We start from the raw sequence: 16,026 nt of genomic DNA, 5'->3' as shown, positions 1-16,026 counted from the left end.
CACTCCTTTACCTGTTTTATCTGTTTATGTTTTCGATGTTCTAACCAACTTGCTTCAATGCCGCCGCCTGCACCGGCATGCCATCGTGCGCCGCCTCCGATCGCGCCAGCTGCGCCCGCGTGCGCCGCGTGATGTGAATCACCGCGAACACGACCGGCGCGATCAGCAGGCCTTCCGCCAGTTCGGGATCGACCGGCAGGTTCATCACGTGCAGGGCCTTGAACGCCGCCGTCGCGAGCGACAGCACGTAGTACGAAATGGCCGCCACCGACAACCCTTCGACCGCGTGCTGCAGATGAAGCTGATTGCGCGCGGTGCGCTCCATGCCGGCCAGCAAGCGCGTCACGTCCTTTTCCTGCGCGAGATTCACGCGCGTGCGCAGCAGGTCGACCGCTCGCGCGATCCGTGCGGCGATCTGCTCGTGGCGCGCCCATACGCTGCGGCAGGTTTCCATCGCCGGCGCGAAGCGGCGTTCCATGAATTCGGCGATCGTCGGCATCCCTTCGATGCGTTCCTCGCGCAATTCGTGGATGCGCGCCAGCACGAGCTTTTCGTACGCACGCGACGCGCTGAAACGTGCGCCCGATCCCGACAGCGATTCGACCCGCACCGCGAGATGCGTGAGCTTGACGAGCAGCGCCGTGTCGTCGCCGTCTGCGCCGCTCGCGTCCATCCGCTGCATCAATGCGTGCAGCGCCGCGTGGATCTCGTCGAGCTCGCGGCTCATCCGGCGCGCGACGGGCAACGCGAGCAGCGCCATCATCCGGTACGTCTCGATTTCATACAGGCGCTGCAGCAGTCGGCCGCCCTGCTCCTCGCGAAAATCCTCGTCGACGACGAGAAAGCGCATGAAGCCGTCGTCGCGCACGTGCCAGTCGCAGTACACCTTGCCACCGCCGAGCACGTTGCTGCCGACGAGCGCGGGGCCGTCGATCCAGCGGCGCAGGTCGCCGCACACGAGCCGCGCGGCGTCGCCCGTCAGCAGCTCCATGCGCACCGCGACGAAGCGGATGCCCGCGAGCCGCGCGAACCACGCGGCAGGAATCCCTTCGATCGCGAGATCGTCGAAGTAGCCGGTGTCGCGACGCGGCGCGACGAACGTGAACGTCGAGAATTCGGTGTGCCGCTCCCACTTCAGATGCCAGCCGCACGGCGACTGCACCGCAAGGTGGGTCGCGCCGTCCTGCGGCACGGCAATGCCGGTGTCACGGCACAGTGCGTGCAGCAGCGTTTCGTGGATATCGGGCTGGCCGTCCGCGTAGATCGCGTAATGCGTGAGCGACACGGCTTCGGCAAGCCGCAGGAACGGCCGGGCATGCAATTCCGCGGCCAGCGCGGCGCGCAACGGATGATCCATCATTGGTATACCACTCTTCCTGTTCAACGCTGCGTGCCGGGCTCGCCGGCGTGTTGGCCGCACCGCATCGAACGATACGGCAGGCTCGATGCCACTATGGCAGACACACAGCAACAATAAAAACGCATAATGCTGATCGTTACGTTCAGTTTTCCTGATACCCATGAAGATGCTCGATCACGACGTGCTGGCCACCGTCGTCGCCGTCGCGGAAACCGGCAACATGACCCGCGCCGCCGAAGCGGTGAACCGCTCGCAGTCGGCCGTGAGCATGCAGATCAAGAGCCTGGAAGACGCGATCGGCCGGCCGCTGTTCGTGCGCAAGCCGCGCAGCATCGTGCTGACGCGCGAAGGCGAGGTGCTGCTGGGATTCGCCAGACGAATGCTGGCGCTGCGCGACGAGGCGTGGGCGGCCGTGGTGCGGCCGGAAGTGACCGGCAAGGTCGTGATCGGCGTGCCGGACGACTATGCGTCGTCGCTGCTGCCGTCGGTCCTGAAGAAATTCTCGGCGACCTACCCGAAGGTCGAGATCCAGGTGATGGGGCTGCCGAGCAGCGCGCTCGCGCCGCTGATCAAGGAAGGCACCGTCGATCTCGTGTGCGGCACGCGCATCAAGGGGCTGACCGGCGACTTCATCCGCCACGAGCCGATGGCATGGGCCGCGATGACGAACGGGCCGCGCGTGTGGGAAGAACGGCCGCTGCCGATCGCGGTGTTCATGCCGGGCAGCGTTGCGCGCGAGAACGCGATCCGCAGCCTCGAACGCGCGAAGGTGCCGTACCGCACCTCCTATGAAAGCCCGAGCCTGCTCGGGCTGCTCAGCATGGTCGAGGCGGGGCTCGCGGTCGCGCCGCTCGCGCGCTGCGCGATCCCCGCGCAGCTGTCGATGCTCGGCCGCTCACACGGGCTGCCCGATCTGCCGCCGCTCGAGCTGATCCTCGCGCGCAGCACGAAATCGAAGCGCCCGCCGTGCGACTTTCTCGCGGAGCAGTTGATGGAAGACCTGCAGCGGCAAACCGGGCAAACCGCCGACGCGTGATCAGCGCGTCGCGCCGAATCCCGCCGCGGCCAGCGCCGCGTTGATGTTCGCCGCGACCGCATCGACGAGTGCTTCGAGCGTATCGCCGCGCACGTGCGCGTGTTCCGGCGCGACATGCTCCGCACGTTGCCGGCCCCACTGCGCGCCCGACGCGACCGACAGCGTCGCGCCGAACCGGTTGCCGTGGCGGCGGCCGAAGATGCTCACGCGCCGCTCGTCCAGGTACGCCTGCTCGGGCAGACAGAGACGGATCTCGACCGAGACCTGATCGGGATCGTTGACCCGCCCGGCCGGACTGACCGCCAGCGCGAACGCCTTGCCGATCCGCAACGTCACACAGGTCTCCCAGGCCGCGAGCGGCCCGCCGGCTGCGTCGACGCTCTCGGTGTCGACCGACCACTGATGGCCGTCGGGCACGACGATCGCCTGATGCAGCAGCACTTCGGCCACGCGGACCGTCGTCACGAGCTGCCGCGCGAGCTGCCGCCCCGACGGCAGCGACGCCGTCCGCACGCGGCGATTTGCCGGCCGCGCGAGCCGCACTTCTTCCGTGAAGTACATGGACACTCCGTATTCAGAATCGGCGCCGCGCGCGACGCGGCGCACGAACATCCGCCGCCGGCGGGCGGCCGGACAGCACCGCGACCGGCGATCCGGCGGCGAATCAATCGAGCAACAGGCAACGAACGCGCAATAACCGTTCCCGGCTCACCGGGCCTGCGGCCCGATGCGCAACCGGCGCGCGACGGGCCCGATCACCGCATCGGCCTGCTGCGCGATCAGCATGTGCAGCGTGAAGTCCAGATCCTCCGGCGCGATCTCGAAGCACACATGGATCACGTCGCGCACGGCGCGCGCGCTGACGACATACACGCCGAGCGGAGAATGCAGCAGCGCCGCGAGGCGGGCGCGCGCAGGTTCGCCGGAGTCGGCATTCAGCGTAACGGGCAACTGCAGGCGCGGGCGCGCAGGCAGGAACGGAATGACGTTGTCGCGTGCGCCGGCGCGCAACTGGCGGCCGGCGACGTCGAAGGCGGGAACGGGATGAATGAAGGTCATGGAGCGGACGGAAGCCGTCTCGGCTGTTCGACACATGCCCAGCTTAGAAGAGACCGCGTAAACGTCATGCAAAAAAACGGCGCCGCAGTGCAAAAAACGGCATGCGGGCCACGGCCCGCCGTCAGCGGGCCGCACGGTGGACGCACACGCGCCAGGATCGCGCCCTTCGCGTCAGGCTCGCCCGCGCCCCGGTCCCGCCGCTACGCGAACGCCTCGAGCGATGCGCGCCGCCGCTCGTCGACCATCGATTCGATCAGCGACACGAGGTCGTCGGTCAGCGGGTCGCAGATGCCGGGCGAGCGATGCAGTTCGAGATCGGCCGCCGGCAGCGGCGGCAGCCCGTCCGCGTCATCGAGCACGCGCCAGTTCTCGGGCAGCGTGCAGCGATCGATCATCGTCACGGCCGCGCCGTGGTTCACCGCGATCTTGATGCCGGTCGGGCTCTGGCTCGTATAGACGACGTGATACGGCCGCTCGGCCGTCGCGAGCGCCTGCAGCCCGCGCTGCCGGTAACAGCATGTCTCGGGAAACAGTGCGAGCGGCACCGACGCATGCGGGCCGAGCGCGAAATCCCGGTGCGCGGCCCACACGACGTCGTGACGGCCGAGCAGCCGCCCGCCCGCGTTCTGCCCATGCCGAACGACGAGCGCGACGTCGAGCTCGCCGGCCTGCAGCCGTTCGAGCAGTTCGAGCGACGTCCGGCAATGCACGTGCAGGCGCGCGCCCGGCCGCAGCGCATAGAACGACTTCAGCAGGTCGGGCAGCCACAGCTCCGCGTAGTCCTCGGGCAGCCCGAAACGCACGATGCCGCGGTCGCTGCTCGTCTGCTTCAGCGCGATGATCGCGTCGTTCTGCACCTGAATGATCCGCCGCGCGTGAATCAGGAAATTCTCGCCGTCGCGCGACAGTTCGAGCCGCCGGCTGTTGCGCATGAACAGGTGTGTGTCGAGCCGCTCCTCGAGCGTGCGGATGCGCAGGCTGATCGTCGACTGCGTGCGATGCAGTTGCCGGGCCGCCGCGGTGAAGCCGCCGCTTTCGACGACGGCGACGAATGCCCGGATCAGCTCCGGATCGAGCGAAGTCAGCTTCGACCAGTCCGGCTTCGAGAAAACGCCGGGCCGCCCAAGGTTTTCCGCCCCGACGGAAGTCCCCTTGGGGGCGTGCCCCGCTCGAGGGGGCTGGCGCGAAGCGACAGGTTTCTCAATGGCAGCCATCGGAATTACTCGCTTTCGAAAAGAAATGGGAAGACGAAAGATAGGGCTCGGAGTACGCCGATTGTTGTCCGGATGCACTCGGCCCTCCAACCCCTGCCCGGGTATGACAAACCCGGAGCCTGCACGCGAAAAACCGCCCGCCGATCCCGCCCCGCATGCCGTCGCGGCGGCGGCCGCGGCACGCCCGGCGGGCGTTTGCGCGCCGGGCCAGGGGCTTTCCCGGAGACGACGAAAACTCATAACCCGATCAGGAAACATCGATTCACCGGCCGCCGAGCGGCCCACCACAATCGCCTCACACCCAACCTCATCGACGAGACACCGCAATGACCGCACCCCAACCCAGGCAGCTCTACATCGGCGAAGGCTTCGAAGGCCCCGGCGTCAACCTCGCGCACATCAACGTGCTGGTCGGCCCGCGCAACGGCCCGGCCGGGCAGGCCTTCGCGACCGCGCTCGCAACGCCGTCGGCCGGCCACGCGCCGTTCGTCGTGATCGCGCAGCCGGGCGTGCCGACCAAGCCGCTCACGCTGTACGTGAACAAGGCGCAGATCGCCGGCGACTTCCACGGCAACGCGACGTGGGGCGCATCGCAGGCCGGCATCGCGAAGGCCGTGGCCGAAGCGCTCGAGAACGGCACGTTGCCGCCCGAAGCGGAAAACGACTGGGTCGTCGTATCGGCGAACTGGGTCAACCCGCAGACCGACGATCTCGACGCCGTGTTCGAGAACAACTACCGCGCGTGCCGTAACGCGATCGTCGCCGCGATGGAAGGGCTGCCGCATCGCGACGCGGTGTTCGCCGCCGCGCGCGACGTGTCGAACCCGTTCTACACGCCGAAAAAGAACTGACAGACAACGAACGGCCGGCAAGGCCGCACCAGGAGGAAGCATGGAATACGTCCGCCTCGGCCAGTCCGGCCTGAAGGTGTCCCGCCTGTGTCTCGGCACGATGAACATGGGCACCCCCGAATGGAAGCCGTGGATCTTCGACGAAGCGCAGAGCGAGCCGATCGTGCGCCGCGCGCTCGACGCCGGCGTCAACTTCATCGATCTCGCGGATTTCTATTCGACGGGCGTCGGCGAGGAAGTGGTCGGCCGCATCCTGAAGCGCAACGCGCGCCGCGAGGAGCTCGTCGTGACGACCAAGGTCGGCTACGACATGGGCAGTTATCCGAACGCCGGCGGCCATTCGCGCAAGCACGTGCTCGACGGCATCGACGGGTCGCTGAAGCGGCTCGGGATGGATTACGTCGACATCTTCATGCTGCACTTCTTCGACGTGAACACACCCGTCGAGGAAACGATGAGCGCGCTCCACGACATCGTGCGCGCGGGCAAGGCGCGCTACATCGGCGTATCGACGATGTACACGTGGCAGTTCGCGAAGATCATGCAGGCGTGCGAGCGCAACGGCTGGGACAAGCCGATCAACATGCAGCTGCAGCTCAACCTCGCGTATCGCGAGGAAGAGCGCGAGATGGTGCCGTACTGCATCGACCAGGGCGTCGGCGTGTCGGTGTTCAGCCCGCTCGCGCGCGGCCTGCTGACCTGCGAGCCGCAGTCGACGCGCAACCAGACCGACTTCTTCACCGCGCAGATGTATGGCGATGCGTCGTCGCTCGCGATCGCCGAATCGGTCGCGAAGGTCGCGAAGCGGCGCGGCGTGCCGCCCGCGCAGATCGCGCAGGCGTGGGTGCTGAGCCGGCCCGGCATCGCGAGCATGCTGGTCGGTGCGGATTCCGTCGCGCAGTTCGACAGCGCGCTCGGCGCACTCGAAACGCAACTCACCGACGAGGAACTGCACGAGCTGGAACGCAACTACACGCCGTGCGACCTGATCAACGACTACACGGCCGGCAAGCGCATCGCGCGCGAGTCGCGCCCGGCGCAGGGCAGTTTCGCGGCGGACTGAAGTATCGAGGCACTGAAGGCACTGAAGGCACTGAAGGCACTGAAGGCACTGAAGGCACTGAAGGCACTGAAGGAACAACAGACGATGAACGAATTTCTGAGGACCGGCCATTACATCGGCGGTGAATGGCACGAATCGCACGGCGCGAGCGACGCGACCTATCCGGTGCTGAACCCGGCGACCGGCGAGACGATCGCGAAGGTCGCGAAAGGCGGCGCCGACGACACGCAGCACGCGATCGATGCGGCAGCCCGCGCCTTTCCCGCGTGGCGCGCGCTGACCGCGAAGGAGCGCGGCGCCCGCGTGAAGCGCTGGGGCGAACTGATGCTCGAACACCGCGACGCACTCGCCGAGCTGCTGACGCTCGAACAGGGCAAGCCGCTCGCGGAAGCGCGCGGCGAAGTCGCGTACGCGGCGAGCTTTCTCGAATGGTTCGCGGAAGAAGCGAAGCGCATGTACGGCGACGTGATCCCGAGCCCGAAGCCGAACGCGCAGATCGTGGTCACGCGCGAGCCGGTCGGCGTCGTCGCGGCGATCACGCCGTGGAATTTCCCGCTCGCGATGATCACGCGCAAGGCCGGCCCCGCGCTCGCGGCCGGCTGCACGATGGTGCTGAAGCCGTCCGAGGAAACGCCGCTGTCGGCATTCGCGCTCGCGGTGCTCGCCGAGCGCGCGGGCGTTCCGGCCGGCGTGTTCAACGTCGTGTCGGGCGATGCGGTCGCGATCGGCGAGACGCTGACGAGTTCGCCCGTCGTGCGCAAGCTGTCGTTCACGGGCTCGACGCGGGTCGGCAAGCTGCTCGCGAAGCAGTCGGCCGACACGCTGAAAAAGCTGTCGCTCGAACTCGGCGGCAACGCGCCGTTCATCGTGTTCGACGATGCCGATCTCGATGCGGCGGTCGTTGGCGCGATCGCATCGAAGTTCCGCAACACCGGGCAGACCTGCGTGTGCGTCAACCGTTTCCTCGTGCAGGACGGCGTGTACGACGCGTTCACGCGCAAGCTTGCGGATGCCGTGCGCAAGCTGCGCGTCGGCAACGCGCTGGCGGGCGACGTCGACCAGGGGCCGCTGATCAACGAAGCGGCGCTCGTCAAGGTCGAGCGGCATGTTGCGGATGCCACCGCGAAGGGCGCGAACGTGCTCGTCGGCGGCAAGCGCCATGCGCTCGGCGGCACGTTCTACGAGCCGACCGTGCTGACCGGCATGACGCCCGACATGCTGATCGCCGAAGAGGAAACCTTCGGCCCCGTCGCCGGCTGCTTCCGCTTCACGACCGAGGACGAAGCCATCGCCGCGGCCAACGACACGCCGTTCGGGCTGTCCGCGTATTTCTACACGCGCGACCTCGGCCGTGCGTGGCGCGTGTCGGGTGCGCTGGAAAGCGGGATGGTCGGCATCAACGACGGGATCATCTCGACCGAAGTCGCGCCGTTCGGCGGCGTCAAGCAATCGGGGCTCGGCCGCGAAGGCTCGAAGTACGGCCTCGACGAATACGTGGAACTCAAGTACACGCTGATGGCCGGCCTCGGCCGCTGACCGCTGACCGCTCTCCGCGGTCGATCCGCGCCGCGCGGCGCCCCGCACGGCTCTCGCGACGTCGCACGACGCCCGCGCGCCGCATGCATACCAATCCGGAGGCAGCTTGACCCAAGCCAACGTTCAATCCGGCACCGCGCGCGCGTTGCCGCTGTCGCGCGGCGCCGATGCGCCGCACCGCCCCGTCGCGCTCGACGACGTGCCGCTCAACCGTTTCCACATAAAGATCGCGGGCCTGACGTTCGGCGCGCATTTCACCGAGGGCTACACGCTCGGCACGATCGGCTATGCGCTCGCCGCACTCGGCCGGCAGATGCCGATCGACGCGTTCTGGATGGGGATGATCGGCAGCTCGGCGCTGATCGGCATCTTCTTCGGCAGTCTCGTGTTCGGCTGGCTGTCCGACCGGATGGGCCGGCAGAAGATCTTCCTGACGAGTTTCGTGATCATCACCGCGGCCGCGTTCGCGCAGTTCTTCGTGAGCTCGCCGCTCGAGCTGTGCGTGCTGCGCGTGCTGATCGGCTTCGGGATGGGCGGCGACTTCACGGTCGGCCACGCGATCCTCGCCGAATTCTCGCCGCGCAAGCATCGCGGTGCGCTGCTCGGTTCGTTCAGCGTGATCTGGACGATCGGCTATGTCGCCGCGAACGTGCTCGGCCTCGCATACAGCGACGCCGCGCCCGATGCATGGCGCTGGCTGCTCGCGTCGGCCGCGCTGCCCGCGCTGATCGTGCTGGTGCTGCGGATCGGCACGCCCGAATCGCCGCGCTGGCTGCTCGGCAAAGGCCGCGTGCAGGAGGCGCGCGCGATCGTCGCGAAGCATTTCGGGCCGCACGTGATGCTCGATGGCTCGGCCGAGCCGCATGCGCATGGCGGCTTCGCGCGGCTGTTCCGCCGCGACCTGATCCGCCGGACGATCTTCAACTGCGCGTTTTTCGTGTGTCTCGTGATTCCGTATTTCGCGATTTACACGTTCCTGCCGACGATCCTGACGACGATCGGCCTCGCCGAAGGTTTCGGCGCGGATCTGCTGCTGAACGGCTTCCTCGTGCTGGGCGCGCTGATCGGCATCTGGCTGACGATCCGGCTGTCGCGGCGTGGCTTCCTGATCGGCTCGTTCGCGGTGACGTGCGCGTCGCTCGTCGCGCTGGCGGTGCTGCCGTCGTCGGCCGCACTCGCGATGATCGTCGCGTTCGCGATCTTCACGCTGACGATGTCGGCGTTCAGCAACCTCGTGGGCGTGTTCCCGCCCGAGTGCTTTCCGACCGAGGTGCGCGCGTGCGGCGTCGGGCTGGCGATCGCGTGCAGCCGGCTCGGTTCGGCGATCGGCACCTTCCTGCTGCCGGTCGGCATCGCGACGCTCGGCTTTCACGCGACGATGTTCGCGCTGGCCGGCGTGCTGCTGGTGGGGATGATCGTGTCGATCGCGTGGGCGCCGGAGACGAAGCACCTGACGCTGGAGGAGGCGTCGGGGCATTGACGATGGAGGCAGGCTTCGTGCTTGCCTGCGCCGTCGCGCTCAAGCTTTCGCATCGACACACCATCGACGCACAGCGCGTGCGCCGCGGTGATGCGGTGATGCGGAATACGATTTGAACGAACCCGGCCGAGGCCGGGTTCTTGCGTGCTGGCCGGTGGTTTTTCGGGTTCGCGGCGAGAAGACCGGGCTCGCGACCCCGCTCAGAACAGAATCGACGCGTAATCCCGCGCGCCGTGCAGGATGTGAAGAATGTCGATCCGCGTCGGCGGATCGCCGACGACCCGATAGAAGATCTGATAGTTGCCGTACACGCGATGCCGCACGCCGTGGCGCTCGAAGCGCGGCACCAGCGGAAACGCCAACGGCATCCCGGCAAGGCCCAGACACTTGTCGCGAATCTCGCGCACGAAAGTCACGGCCCGTTGCGGATTGTCACGCGCGATGAAATCGGCAATCGCTTCGAGTTCGGCGATCGCGAAGTCCGACAAGCGGACGATCATGCCTGACGATCCGCCTGGGCCCGATACTTCGCGTCGAGGCGATCGAACACTTCCTCCGCATCGGCGCCGCGTCCGGCTTCCGCATCGGCGAGGCTGCGCGCGATCACCGCGTCCAGCGCATTCAATTGAGCCTCGCGATCCTGAATCAGGCGCACGCCTTCCCGGAGCACTTCGCTCTTGGAGCCGTAGCGCCCCGATTCGACCAGCTTCGCGACGTAAGCCTCCAGTTGCTGGCCGAGTTCGGCACTGATCATGTCGACCTCCCGACTGCGTTGAATTCGATGCATGCAGCGTAACCTGGTTATCAACTGTTATCAAGGGGATGAACTCCAGACGGGTCGGTGCGCCTGCATGCAGGTGCCGCCGATCGGGCGGATGGATGGACGGGACGCGCGACGGGCAGACTGCGGCGGCACCGGGCATTCGTCAGGCGATCGCCTTCTCTCGCACAGCGTTGCCGGACCCTCACCGTGCGAACACCGATCATGGTTGAAGACGTCGTCGCGCCACAACCTGGCCTGAAGGCCTATCCGTCCGACGCCGACGTGTTCGCCGAGCCCGCTGCCGCGCCGGCGCGTCATCTGCATCCGCTCGTGTCGATCGACCTGTCGGCGGTCGATTCGTGACGGCAAGGTTGCATTCATCTACTCATCGCCGGCGTGACCGGCCGGGCGTACCGTGCGATGGACGCCGACTGGATTCCTTTGTTCTACGAACCGGTCGGCCGCGTTGCGTTGCGGACGTTCGACGGGTCGTAAAGCAGACGGGGGCGTGGGTCTCCGCGCGTTCGACTTGGCCGTTCGGCGGACTCGGCCGGCCGGGTTCACGACGATATGCTGGGGCTTTGCGTTCCTCGTCAGCAGCCATGCCCGCCCATCATGTCGATCTCAGTCACGCACTGCCTTACGAGGCGACGTTTTTCGATGATCGGCTGGCGATCGAACGAAACGATCTGGACATCCCATCATTGCTTGGCGTGGATAACGAAATTCCGGACGCATTTCTTGTCTCGTTATGCGGCGCGCCGGCCGGGTCGGATGTTCAGGCCTATCTCGATAGCGCCGGCAAATTGACATTCGCCGTCACCCACCCGACGTTGATCCGATCGGAAAACCGGATATCCGTATTCCGAACCGCCGATACGCGGGTGCTCGAACTCCGTGCAATCGATCTGGCCGACGGCGCAATAGCCGGACTCGGCGCGGCAATGCTTTGGCGAATCGTCCGGGCGTGTGATACGTTGGGCATCGCCCGAATCACCGCTTTGGCAATGGGCGGCCGCAAATCACCGCCGGAACCTGGTGGGCCACGGCTGCAGGGATACTACCCGTGGCCGAGGTTCGGCTTCGATGCCCCCATTCCTGGCGCGCACGCAGACGAAGCAGCCCTGTTCCAGTATTTCCAGGGATATCCGGTCGGGTTGGCCGATGGGTCGCTTCGCTCCCTGCGCACACTCTATGCGACCCCGTTCGGGCGAGCTTTCTGGCGAGTCGCCGGATCACATCGGTGGGTGACATTCGACGTTGCGCCGCATCGCGCATCCGTGTTGACACTGCGGGATTACTTGATCGAGAAGGGGATTTACGGATGACAGAAAAACGCAATCCAATCGCGGGGTTCCGGATCGTACGACCGCCGGTGGCGCGCAGTCGCGTGAGCGGGAATCGTCATGTCTGGCGCGCGGAAATGAGGCGACTCATCGAGGAACTCCTCGCGAACGAACTCCGTCGCAGTCTCGCGCGTACGTCCACCCTCGAGTCGGCCGCATGGCCCGCCAGCGAGCCGGTGCCCCCGCTGCCAAGGAAAGTCTTCAACGTGGGACGCATCGATCCGTCGAAGTGCAAGTTGCCCATCATCTCGGAAGCCGAGGCCAAGGCCATCGGTGGCCGGGAGACTTTCATGCATTTCGGCCTGGATCCCGACCTGTACTCCGCAGTTGGTGACACTCTCTGACAGTTTGGGGGGAATCTCCGTGTGAGCGATCGACGAACTTCGTCGCCATGATCGATGCCGCATCACGATCCAAGGGCCATCCGCACGCACGCCTACCCCCTCCGCGCCGCCTGCCCCCTCAACCACGCGGCGAACGCCTCCACATGCTCGACCGCGATGCTCTCCGGCTCGACGTCGAGCCAATAGCCGAACGGCCCGATCGGCTGCACCGGCGACAGCCGCACGAGGCTGCCCTCGCCGATCTCCTCCTCGATCATGTTCAGGTCGACGACCGCGAGCCCCGCGCCCTTGCGCGCCGCGCGGATCGCCTGTTCGAGCGTCGAGAACTCGATGCCGTCGCCGATCCGCGCGACGTCGACGCCTGCCTGCTCGCACCAGTCGGCCCACAGCATCAGGCGCCTGCCTTCGTGCAGCACATGCAGCGAAGGCAGCCGGCCGAACAGCGCATCGAGCGCGTCGCCACGATAGCGCGGCGCGCCGACGAGCGCATGCCGCTCCATCATCAGCAACTCCGATTGCATGCCGGGCCTCGCCGCGCGCCCGAAGCGGATGTGGCAATGGCAATCGTCGGCCGGCTCCGTGCGGATCGACAGCTCGACGTCCGGCAACGCCTCCGCGAGCGTGCCGAGCCGCGGCGAAAACCACTGCGTCGCAAACGTCGGCGGCAGCGACACCATCAGGCGCCGCTTCGCGCCAGGCCGCGCGGCGGCGATTTCGCCGACACCACGCTCGATCGTGTCGAACGCCTGCCCGATGAACGGCAGCAACCGCTGGCCCGCATCGGTCAGGCGCACGCCCTTGTGATCGCGCTCGAACAGGCGCGTGCCGAGCGCTTCCTCGAGCAGCCGGATCTGCCGGCTCACCGCGCCTTGCGTCACGCACAGCGACACCGCCGCGCGATTGAAGCTCAGGTGACGCGCGGTCTCCTCGAAAAATCGCAGCGCGATCAACGATGGCAGGCGTCGCATGATGTGTGTTCCTCTCTTTCGTCCGGCTGTCGGCCGGCCCTGCCGGCAATTCCGCGGGCAGCTTTATCGCAGAAAAGCGCGCCGCCCGTCAGGCCGTGAAAACCCCGATGTCCGGCGCGCGCGGCGACGTGCACCCGCCGCATCATTCATCGTCCCCGTCTCGCCCGCCGCCCACCTACAATAAGCATCCCGCACCACACACGACACCGCCCCGTGAGACGCAAGATGCCGGCGCTGAATGCGCTGAAAGCCTTCGAGATGGCCGGCCGCACCGGCAGCTTCACGCGCGCGGCCGAACTGCTCAACGTGACGCAGAGCGCGGTGAGCCGTCAGGTTCGTCAGCTCGAAGGCCAGCTCGGCGAAACCCTGCTCGAGCGCCGCCATCACCAGCTCGAACTGACGGCGGCCGGCCGCGTGCTGCTGCGCGCGCTGCAGCAGTCGTTCGACAAGATCGAGCTGACCGTGCGCAGCCTGCAGGAAAAAACCCACCTGAACCGCCTGCGCGCGAACGTGCCGCCAACCTTTGCCGCGCGCTGGCTGATGCCGCGCCTCGGCCGGCTACGCGACGCGCATCCTGAATTCGAGCTGAGCCTCACGACCCGCATTCACGACAGCCTCGGCGAATCGCGCGTGCTCGACTGCGCGATCCGGTTCGGCGACGGCGAATGGGACGGCTTCGACAACGCGCTGCTGATGCAGGAGCAGCATATCGCCGTCTGCGCGCCCGCGCTGTATGCGCGGCTGCAACAGGACGGCGCGCCGATCGACCTGAACCGCTTCACGCTGCTGCACGTGCTCGCGACCGACGACCAGCGCTACCTGACCTGGCAACACTGGTTGAAGGCGGCCGGCATCGCCGACGTCGACACGCGCGGCGGCTACGAATTCGACCTGCTCGACCATGCGATCCGCGCGGCGATCGACGGCCTCGGCATCACGATCGCCGATCGCCACATGGTCGCGCGCGAGCTCGCGACCGGGCAACTGATGCAGGTGCTCAACGTGCACGTCGACGGCCACCAGTCGTACTGGTTCGTCACGCGCCCCGAGCAGACGAACCTGCCGCACATCGTGCAGTTCCGCGACTGGCTGCAGCAGGAAGTGTGGCTCGCGAAGCGCCACCTCGAACCGTCGTCGCCGCTGCCGCAGGTGCCGCTGGCCTAGCGCACGATCCGCCCCCGGCCAGCCTCGGCCTCAGCGCCGACCCAAGCCCCAGCGCCGCCCCGCCCCGTCCCCCCCGGCCGCCGGCAACGCGCGACACCTTACCGGCTTCCACGCCCGTCCGCATCCGGATCAATCGGAAAATGCGGCGCGGCCGCCGCCCGCCCCTGCCCCCACCACCGCACCGGCCTTGCCGGACGGGCGAATCCGGCCGATTCGTCGAGTAACGTGCGTTTTTCTCATGCTCGACGCGAAAATAAGTCGTTTGTCGTGCGCTAAACGCATGAACAGAATGGCTTCTGTCCCGTGCCGCGCGTTTCGCCACCCGAAGCGATCCGCCTGCATCCATCGGAGGAGTCATTTCATGCGCATCGAACGCAACTACATCAACGGGCGTTTCGTCGTCCCGGAAAGCGACGCGACCATCGTCGTCCACAATCCCGCCACCGAAGCGCCGTTCGCGCGCGTACCGGCCGCGACGCCGGCCGACGCGCTCGCCGCCGTCGACGCCGCGGCCGCCGCGCAGAAAGCCTGGCGCAAGCTGCCGAGCGCCGAGCGCGCCACGTACCTGCACCGCTTCGCCGACGCGCTGACCGCACGCGCACCCGAGATCGGCGCGGCGCTCGCGCAGGAATCCGGCAAGAGCCTCGAGGACGCATCGAACGAAGCCGTCTACGCCGGCCAGATCACGCGCTACCACGCCGAGTGGGCGCGCCGGATCGAGGGCGAGATCATCCCGAGCGACGCGCCCGACGAGAACCTGTTCCTGCAGCGCGAGCCGATCGGCGTCGTCGCGTGCCTGATCCCGTTCAACTATCCCGTCTACACGCTGCTGCGCAAGGTCGCGCCCGCGCTGATCACCGGCAACACCGTGGTCGTGCGGCCGAGCAACCACACGCCGGTGTCGGCGTTCGAGATCGCGAAGGCCGCTGACGACGCGGGTTTCCCGCCGGGCGTCGTCAACATCCTGACGATGGACCACGCGACGGCCGAGGCGCTGTGCACGCATCCGGCGGTCGGCATGATCACGCTGACGGGCAGCGTAAACGCTGGCCGCAAGGTGCTCGACTACTGCAAGGCGAACATCGCGAAGCCGTCGCTCGAACTCGGCGGCAAGACGCCCGCGATCATCGAGCCCGATGCCGACCTCGAACGCGCGGCCGCCGCACTCGTCGCATCGAAAACCACGCACTGCGGCCAGCTCTGCACGGCCATCGAACGCGTGTACGTGCACGACAGCGTGCACGACCGCTTCGTCGCGCTGCTGAAGGAAAAGATGAGCGCGGTACGCAGCGGCAGCCGCGCAGCCGATCCGTCGAACATGGGCCCGCTCGTCAGCGCATCGGCGCGCGCGCACATCCACGGGATGGTCGAACGCGCGGTCGCGGCCGGTGCGACGCTCGAAACCGGCGGCGCGATCCCCGACGGCCCCGGCTTCTTTTACCCGGCCACGCTGCTGACGAACTGCCGGCAGGACATGGAGATCGTGCAGGAGGAAACCTTCGGCCCGATCATGCCCGTGCTGCGCTACCGGACGATCGACGAGGCCATCGGCTTCGCGAACGACCACCAGTTCGGGCTGTCGTCGGTGCTGTACAGCGAGAACTACCGCACCGCGATGACCGTCGCGAACGCGATCGAGGCGGGCGAGCTGTACGTGAATCGCACGCCGGCCGATCCGTACCAGGGCTTCCACGCCGGCTGGAAGCGTTCGGGCCTCGGCGGCGACGACGGCAAGCACGGGATGCTCGAATTCACGCAGACGCGCCTCGTCGTCATGAAGTACTGACGCACCCGGGCGCGCGCGGCCACGACACCGCCGCGCGCGCCGCCCCCGATCCGATC

The 16,026-nt window shown here is 67.3% G+C and carries 17 protein-coding genes; 10 read left to right on the top strand and 7 right to left on the bottom strand.

All coding sequences use genetic code 11. The annotated features are described in order from the left end of the window. Nucleotides 1–40: 40 nt before the first annotated feature. Nucleotides 41–1,360, bottom strand: coding sequence for a DUF3422 family protein (locus LGM71_RS16230; protein ID WP_226115367.1), 1,320 nt, complete (start codon nucleotides 1,358–1,360; stop codon nucleotides 41–43). Between the two features lie 160 nt (nucleotides 1,361–1,520). Here LGM71_RS16230 and LGM71_RS16225 point away from each other — a divergent pair, with 160 nt between their 5' ends. Continuing rightward, nucleotides 1,521–2,396, top strand: a complete 876-nt coding sequence (locus tag LGM71_RS16225; protein ID WP_059605089.1) for a LysR family transcriptional regulator — start codon at nucleotides 1,521–1,523, stop codon at nucleotides 2,394–2,396. Here LGM71_RS16225 and LGM71_RS16220 read toward each other — a convergent pair whose 3' ends face one another. From LGM71_RS16220 to LGM71_RS16210, 3 genes are all read right to left on the bottom strand, one after another. Further along, entirely contained in the window at nucleotides 2,397–2,957 is a 561-nt protein-coding gene (locus LGM71_RS16220; protein ID WP_226115366.1) for a hypothetical protein, read from the bottom strand. It lies immediately after the preceding gene. 147 nt (nucleotides 2,958–3,104) lie between these two features. Then, a complete protein-coding gene (locus tag LGM71_RS16215; RefSeq protein WP_174910014.1) occupies nucleotides 3,105–3,455 on the bottom strand; it encodes a hypothetical protein in 351 nt (116 codons plus the stop codon). A 200-nt stretch (nucleotides 3,456–3,655) separates the two neighbouring features. Further along, nucleotides 3,656–4,669 carry a LysR family transcriptional regulator gene (locus LGM71_RS16210; protein WP_226115365.1) on the bottom strand — a complete coding sequence of 338 codons (1,014 nt, stop codon included), beginning with the start codon at nucleotides 4,667–4,669 and terminating at the stop codon, nucleotides 3,656–3,658. 326 nt (nucleotides 4,670–4,995) lie between these two features. Here LGM71_RS16210 and fae point away from each other — a divergent pair, with 326 nt between their 5' ends. From fae to LGM71_RS16190, 4 genes are all read left to right on the top strand, one after another. Continuing rightward, nucleotides 4,996–5,520 (top strand): formaldehyde-activating enzyme, encoded by a 525-nt coding sequence (fae, locus tag LGM71_RS16205; RefSeq protein ID WP_226115364.1) that lies wholly within the window; start codon nucleotides 4,996–4,998, stop codon nucleotides 5,518–5,520. Between the two features lie 40 nt (nucleotides 5,521–5,560). After that, complete coding sequence (locus LGM71_RS16200; protein ID WP_174910018.1) at nucleotides 5,561–6,583, top strand: aldo/keto reductase; 1,023 nt, start codon at nucleotides 5,561–5,563, stop codon at nucleotides 6,581–6,583. A gap of 84 nt (nucleotides 6,584–6,667) precedes the next feature. Next, the gene (locus LGM71_RS16195; RefSeq protein WP_226115363.1) at nucleotides 6,668–8,119 is read left to right on the top strand and encodes an NAD-dependent succinate-semialdehyde dehydrogenase; all 1,452 of its coding nucleotides are present in this window, start codon (nucleotides 6,668–6,670) and stop codon (nucleotides 8,117–8,119) included. A gap of 145 nt (nucleotides 8,120–8,264) precedes the next feature. Continuing rightward, on the top strand, nucleotides 8,265–9,599 hold the full coding sequence (locus tag LGM71_RS16190) for an MFS transporter (protein ID WP_226115539.1): 1,335 nt from the start codon (nucleotides 8,265–8,267) through the stop codon (nucleotides 9,597–9,599). A gap of 200 nt (nucleotides 9,600–9,799) precedes the next feature. Here the strand turns inward: LGM71_RS16190 and LGM71_RS16185 are convergent, their stop codons facing one another. Together LGM71_RS16185 and LGM71_RS16180 are read right to left on the bottom strand one after the other, a co-directional pair. Then, nucleotides 9,800–10,099: a type II toxin-antitoxin system RelE/ParE family toxin gene (locus tag LGM71_RS16185; RefSeq protein WP_174910024.1), complete on the bottom strand. Its 300-nt coding sequence runs from the start codon at nucleotides 10,097–10,099 to the stop codon at nucleotides 9,800–9,802. Continuing rightward, nucleotides 10,096–10,353 carry a type II toxin-antitoxin system ParD family antitoxin gene (locus LGM71_RS16180; RefSeq protein WP_174910026.1) on the bottom strand — a complete coding sequence of 86 codons (258 nt, stop codon included), beginning with the start codon at nucleotides 10,351–10,353 and terminating at the stop codon, nucleotides 10,096–10,098. Before LGM71_RS16180 ends, LGM71_RS16185 begins: the two co-directional genes overlap by 4 nt. Before the next feature lie 231 nt (nucleotides 10,354–10,584). Here LGM71_RS16180 and LGM71_RS16175 point away from each other — a divergent pair, with 231 nt between their 5' ends. From LGM71_RS16175 to LGM71_RS16165, 3 genes are all read left to right on the top strand, one after another. Continuing rightward, on the top strand, nucleotides 10,585–10,725 hold the full coding sequence (locus LGM71_RS16175) for a hypothetical protein (protein WP_226115362.1): 141 nt from the start codon (nucleotides 10,585–10,587) through the stop codon (nucleotides 10,723–10,725). A gap of 239 nt (nucleotides 10,726–10,964) precedes the next feature. Then, nucleotides 10,965–11,690 carry a hypothetical protein gene (locus tag LGM71_RS16170; RefSeq protein ID WP_226115361.1) on the top strand — a complete coding sequence of 242 codons (726 nt, stop codon included), beginning with the start codon at nucleotides 10,965–10,967 and terminating at the stop codon, nucleotides 11,688–11,690. Continuing rightward, a complete protein-coding gene (locus LGM71_RS16165) occupies nucleotides 11,687–12,052 on the top strand; it encodes a hypothetical protein (protein WP_226115360.1) in 366 nt (121 codons plus the stop codon). Before LGM71_RS16170 ends, LGM71_RS16165 begins: the two co-directional genes overlap by 4 nt. Before the next feature lie 92 nt (nucleotides 12,053–12,144). On the opposite strand, the gene LGM71_RS16160 is transcribed toward LGM71_RS16165, so the two are convergent. Then, on the bottom strand, nucleotides 12,145–13,020 hold the full coding sequence (locus tag LGM71_RS16160) for a LysR family transcriptional regulator (RefSeq protein WP_226115359.1): 876 nt from the start codon (nucleotides 13,018–13,020) through the stop codon (nucleotides 12,145–12,147). Nucleotides 13,021–13,245: 225 nt separating this feature from the next. Between LGM71_RS16160 and LGM71_RS16155 the strand changes: the two genes are divergently transcribed. Together LGM71_RS16155 and aldA are read left to right on the top strand one after the other, a co-directional pair. Then, a complete protein-coding gene (locus LGM71_RS16155; RefSeq protein ID WP_174910187.1) occupies nucleotides 13,246–14,184 on the top strand; it encodes a LysR substrate-binding domain-containing protein in 939 nt (312 codons plus the stop codon). A gap of 361 nt (nucleotides 14,185–14,545) precedes the next feature. Continuing rightward, entirely contained in the window at nucleotides 14,546–15,970 is a 1,425-nt protein-coding gene (aldA, locus tag LGM71_RS16150; protein WP_226115358.1) for an aldehyde dehydrogenase, read from the top strand. Nucleotides 15,971–16,026 lie beyond the last annotated feature (56 nt).

The sequence above is a fragment of the Burkholderia sp. AU33545 genome, assembly GCF_020419685.1.
Lineage (GTDB): Bacteria > Pseudomonadota > Gammaproteobacteria > Burkholderiales > Burkholderiaceae > Burkholderia > Burkholderia diffusa.
Note: the sequence above shows the minus strand (reverse complement) of the source record. Positions and strands in the feature narration are given on the sequence as shown.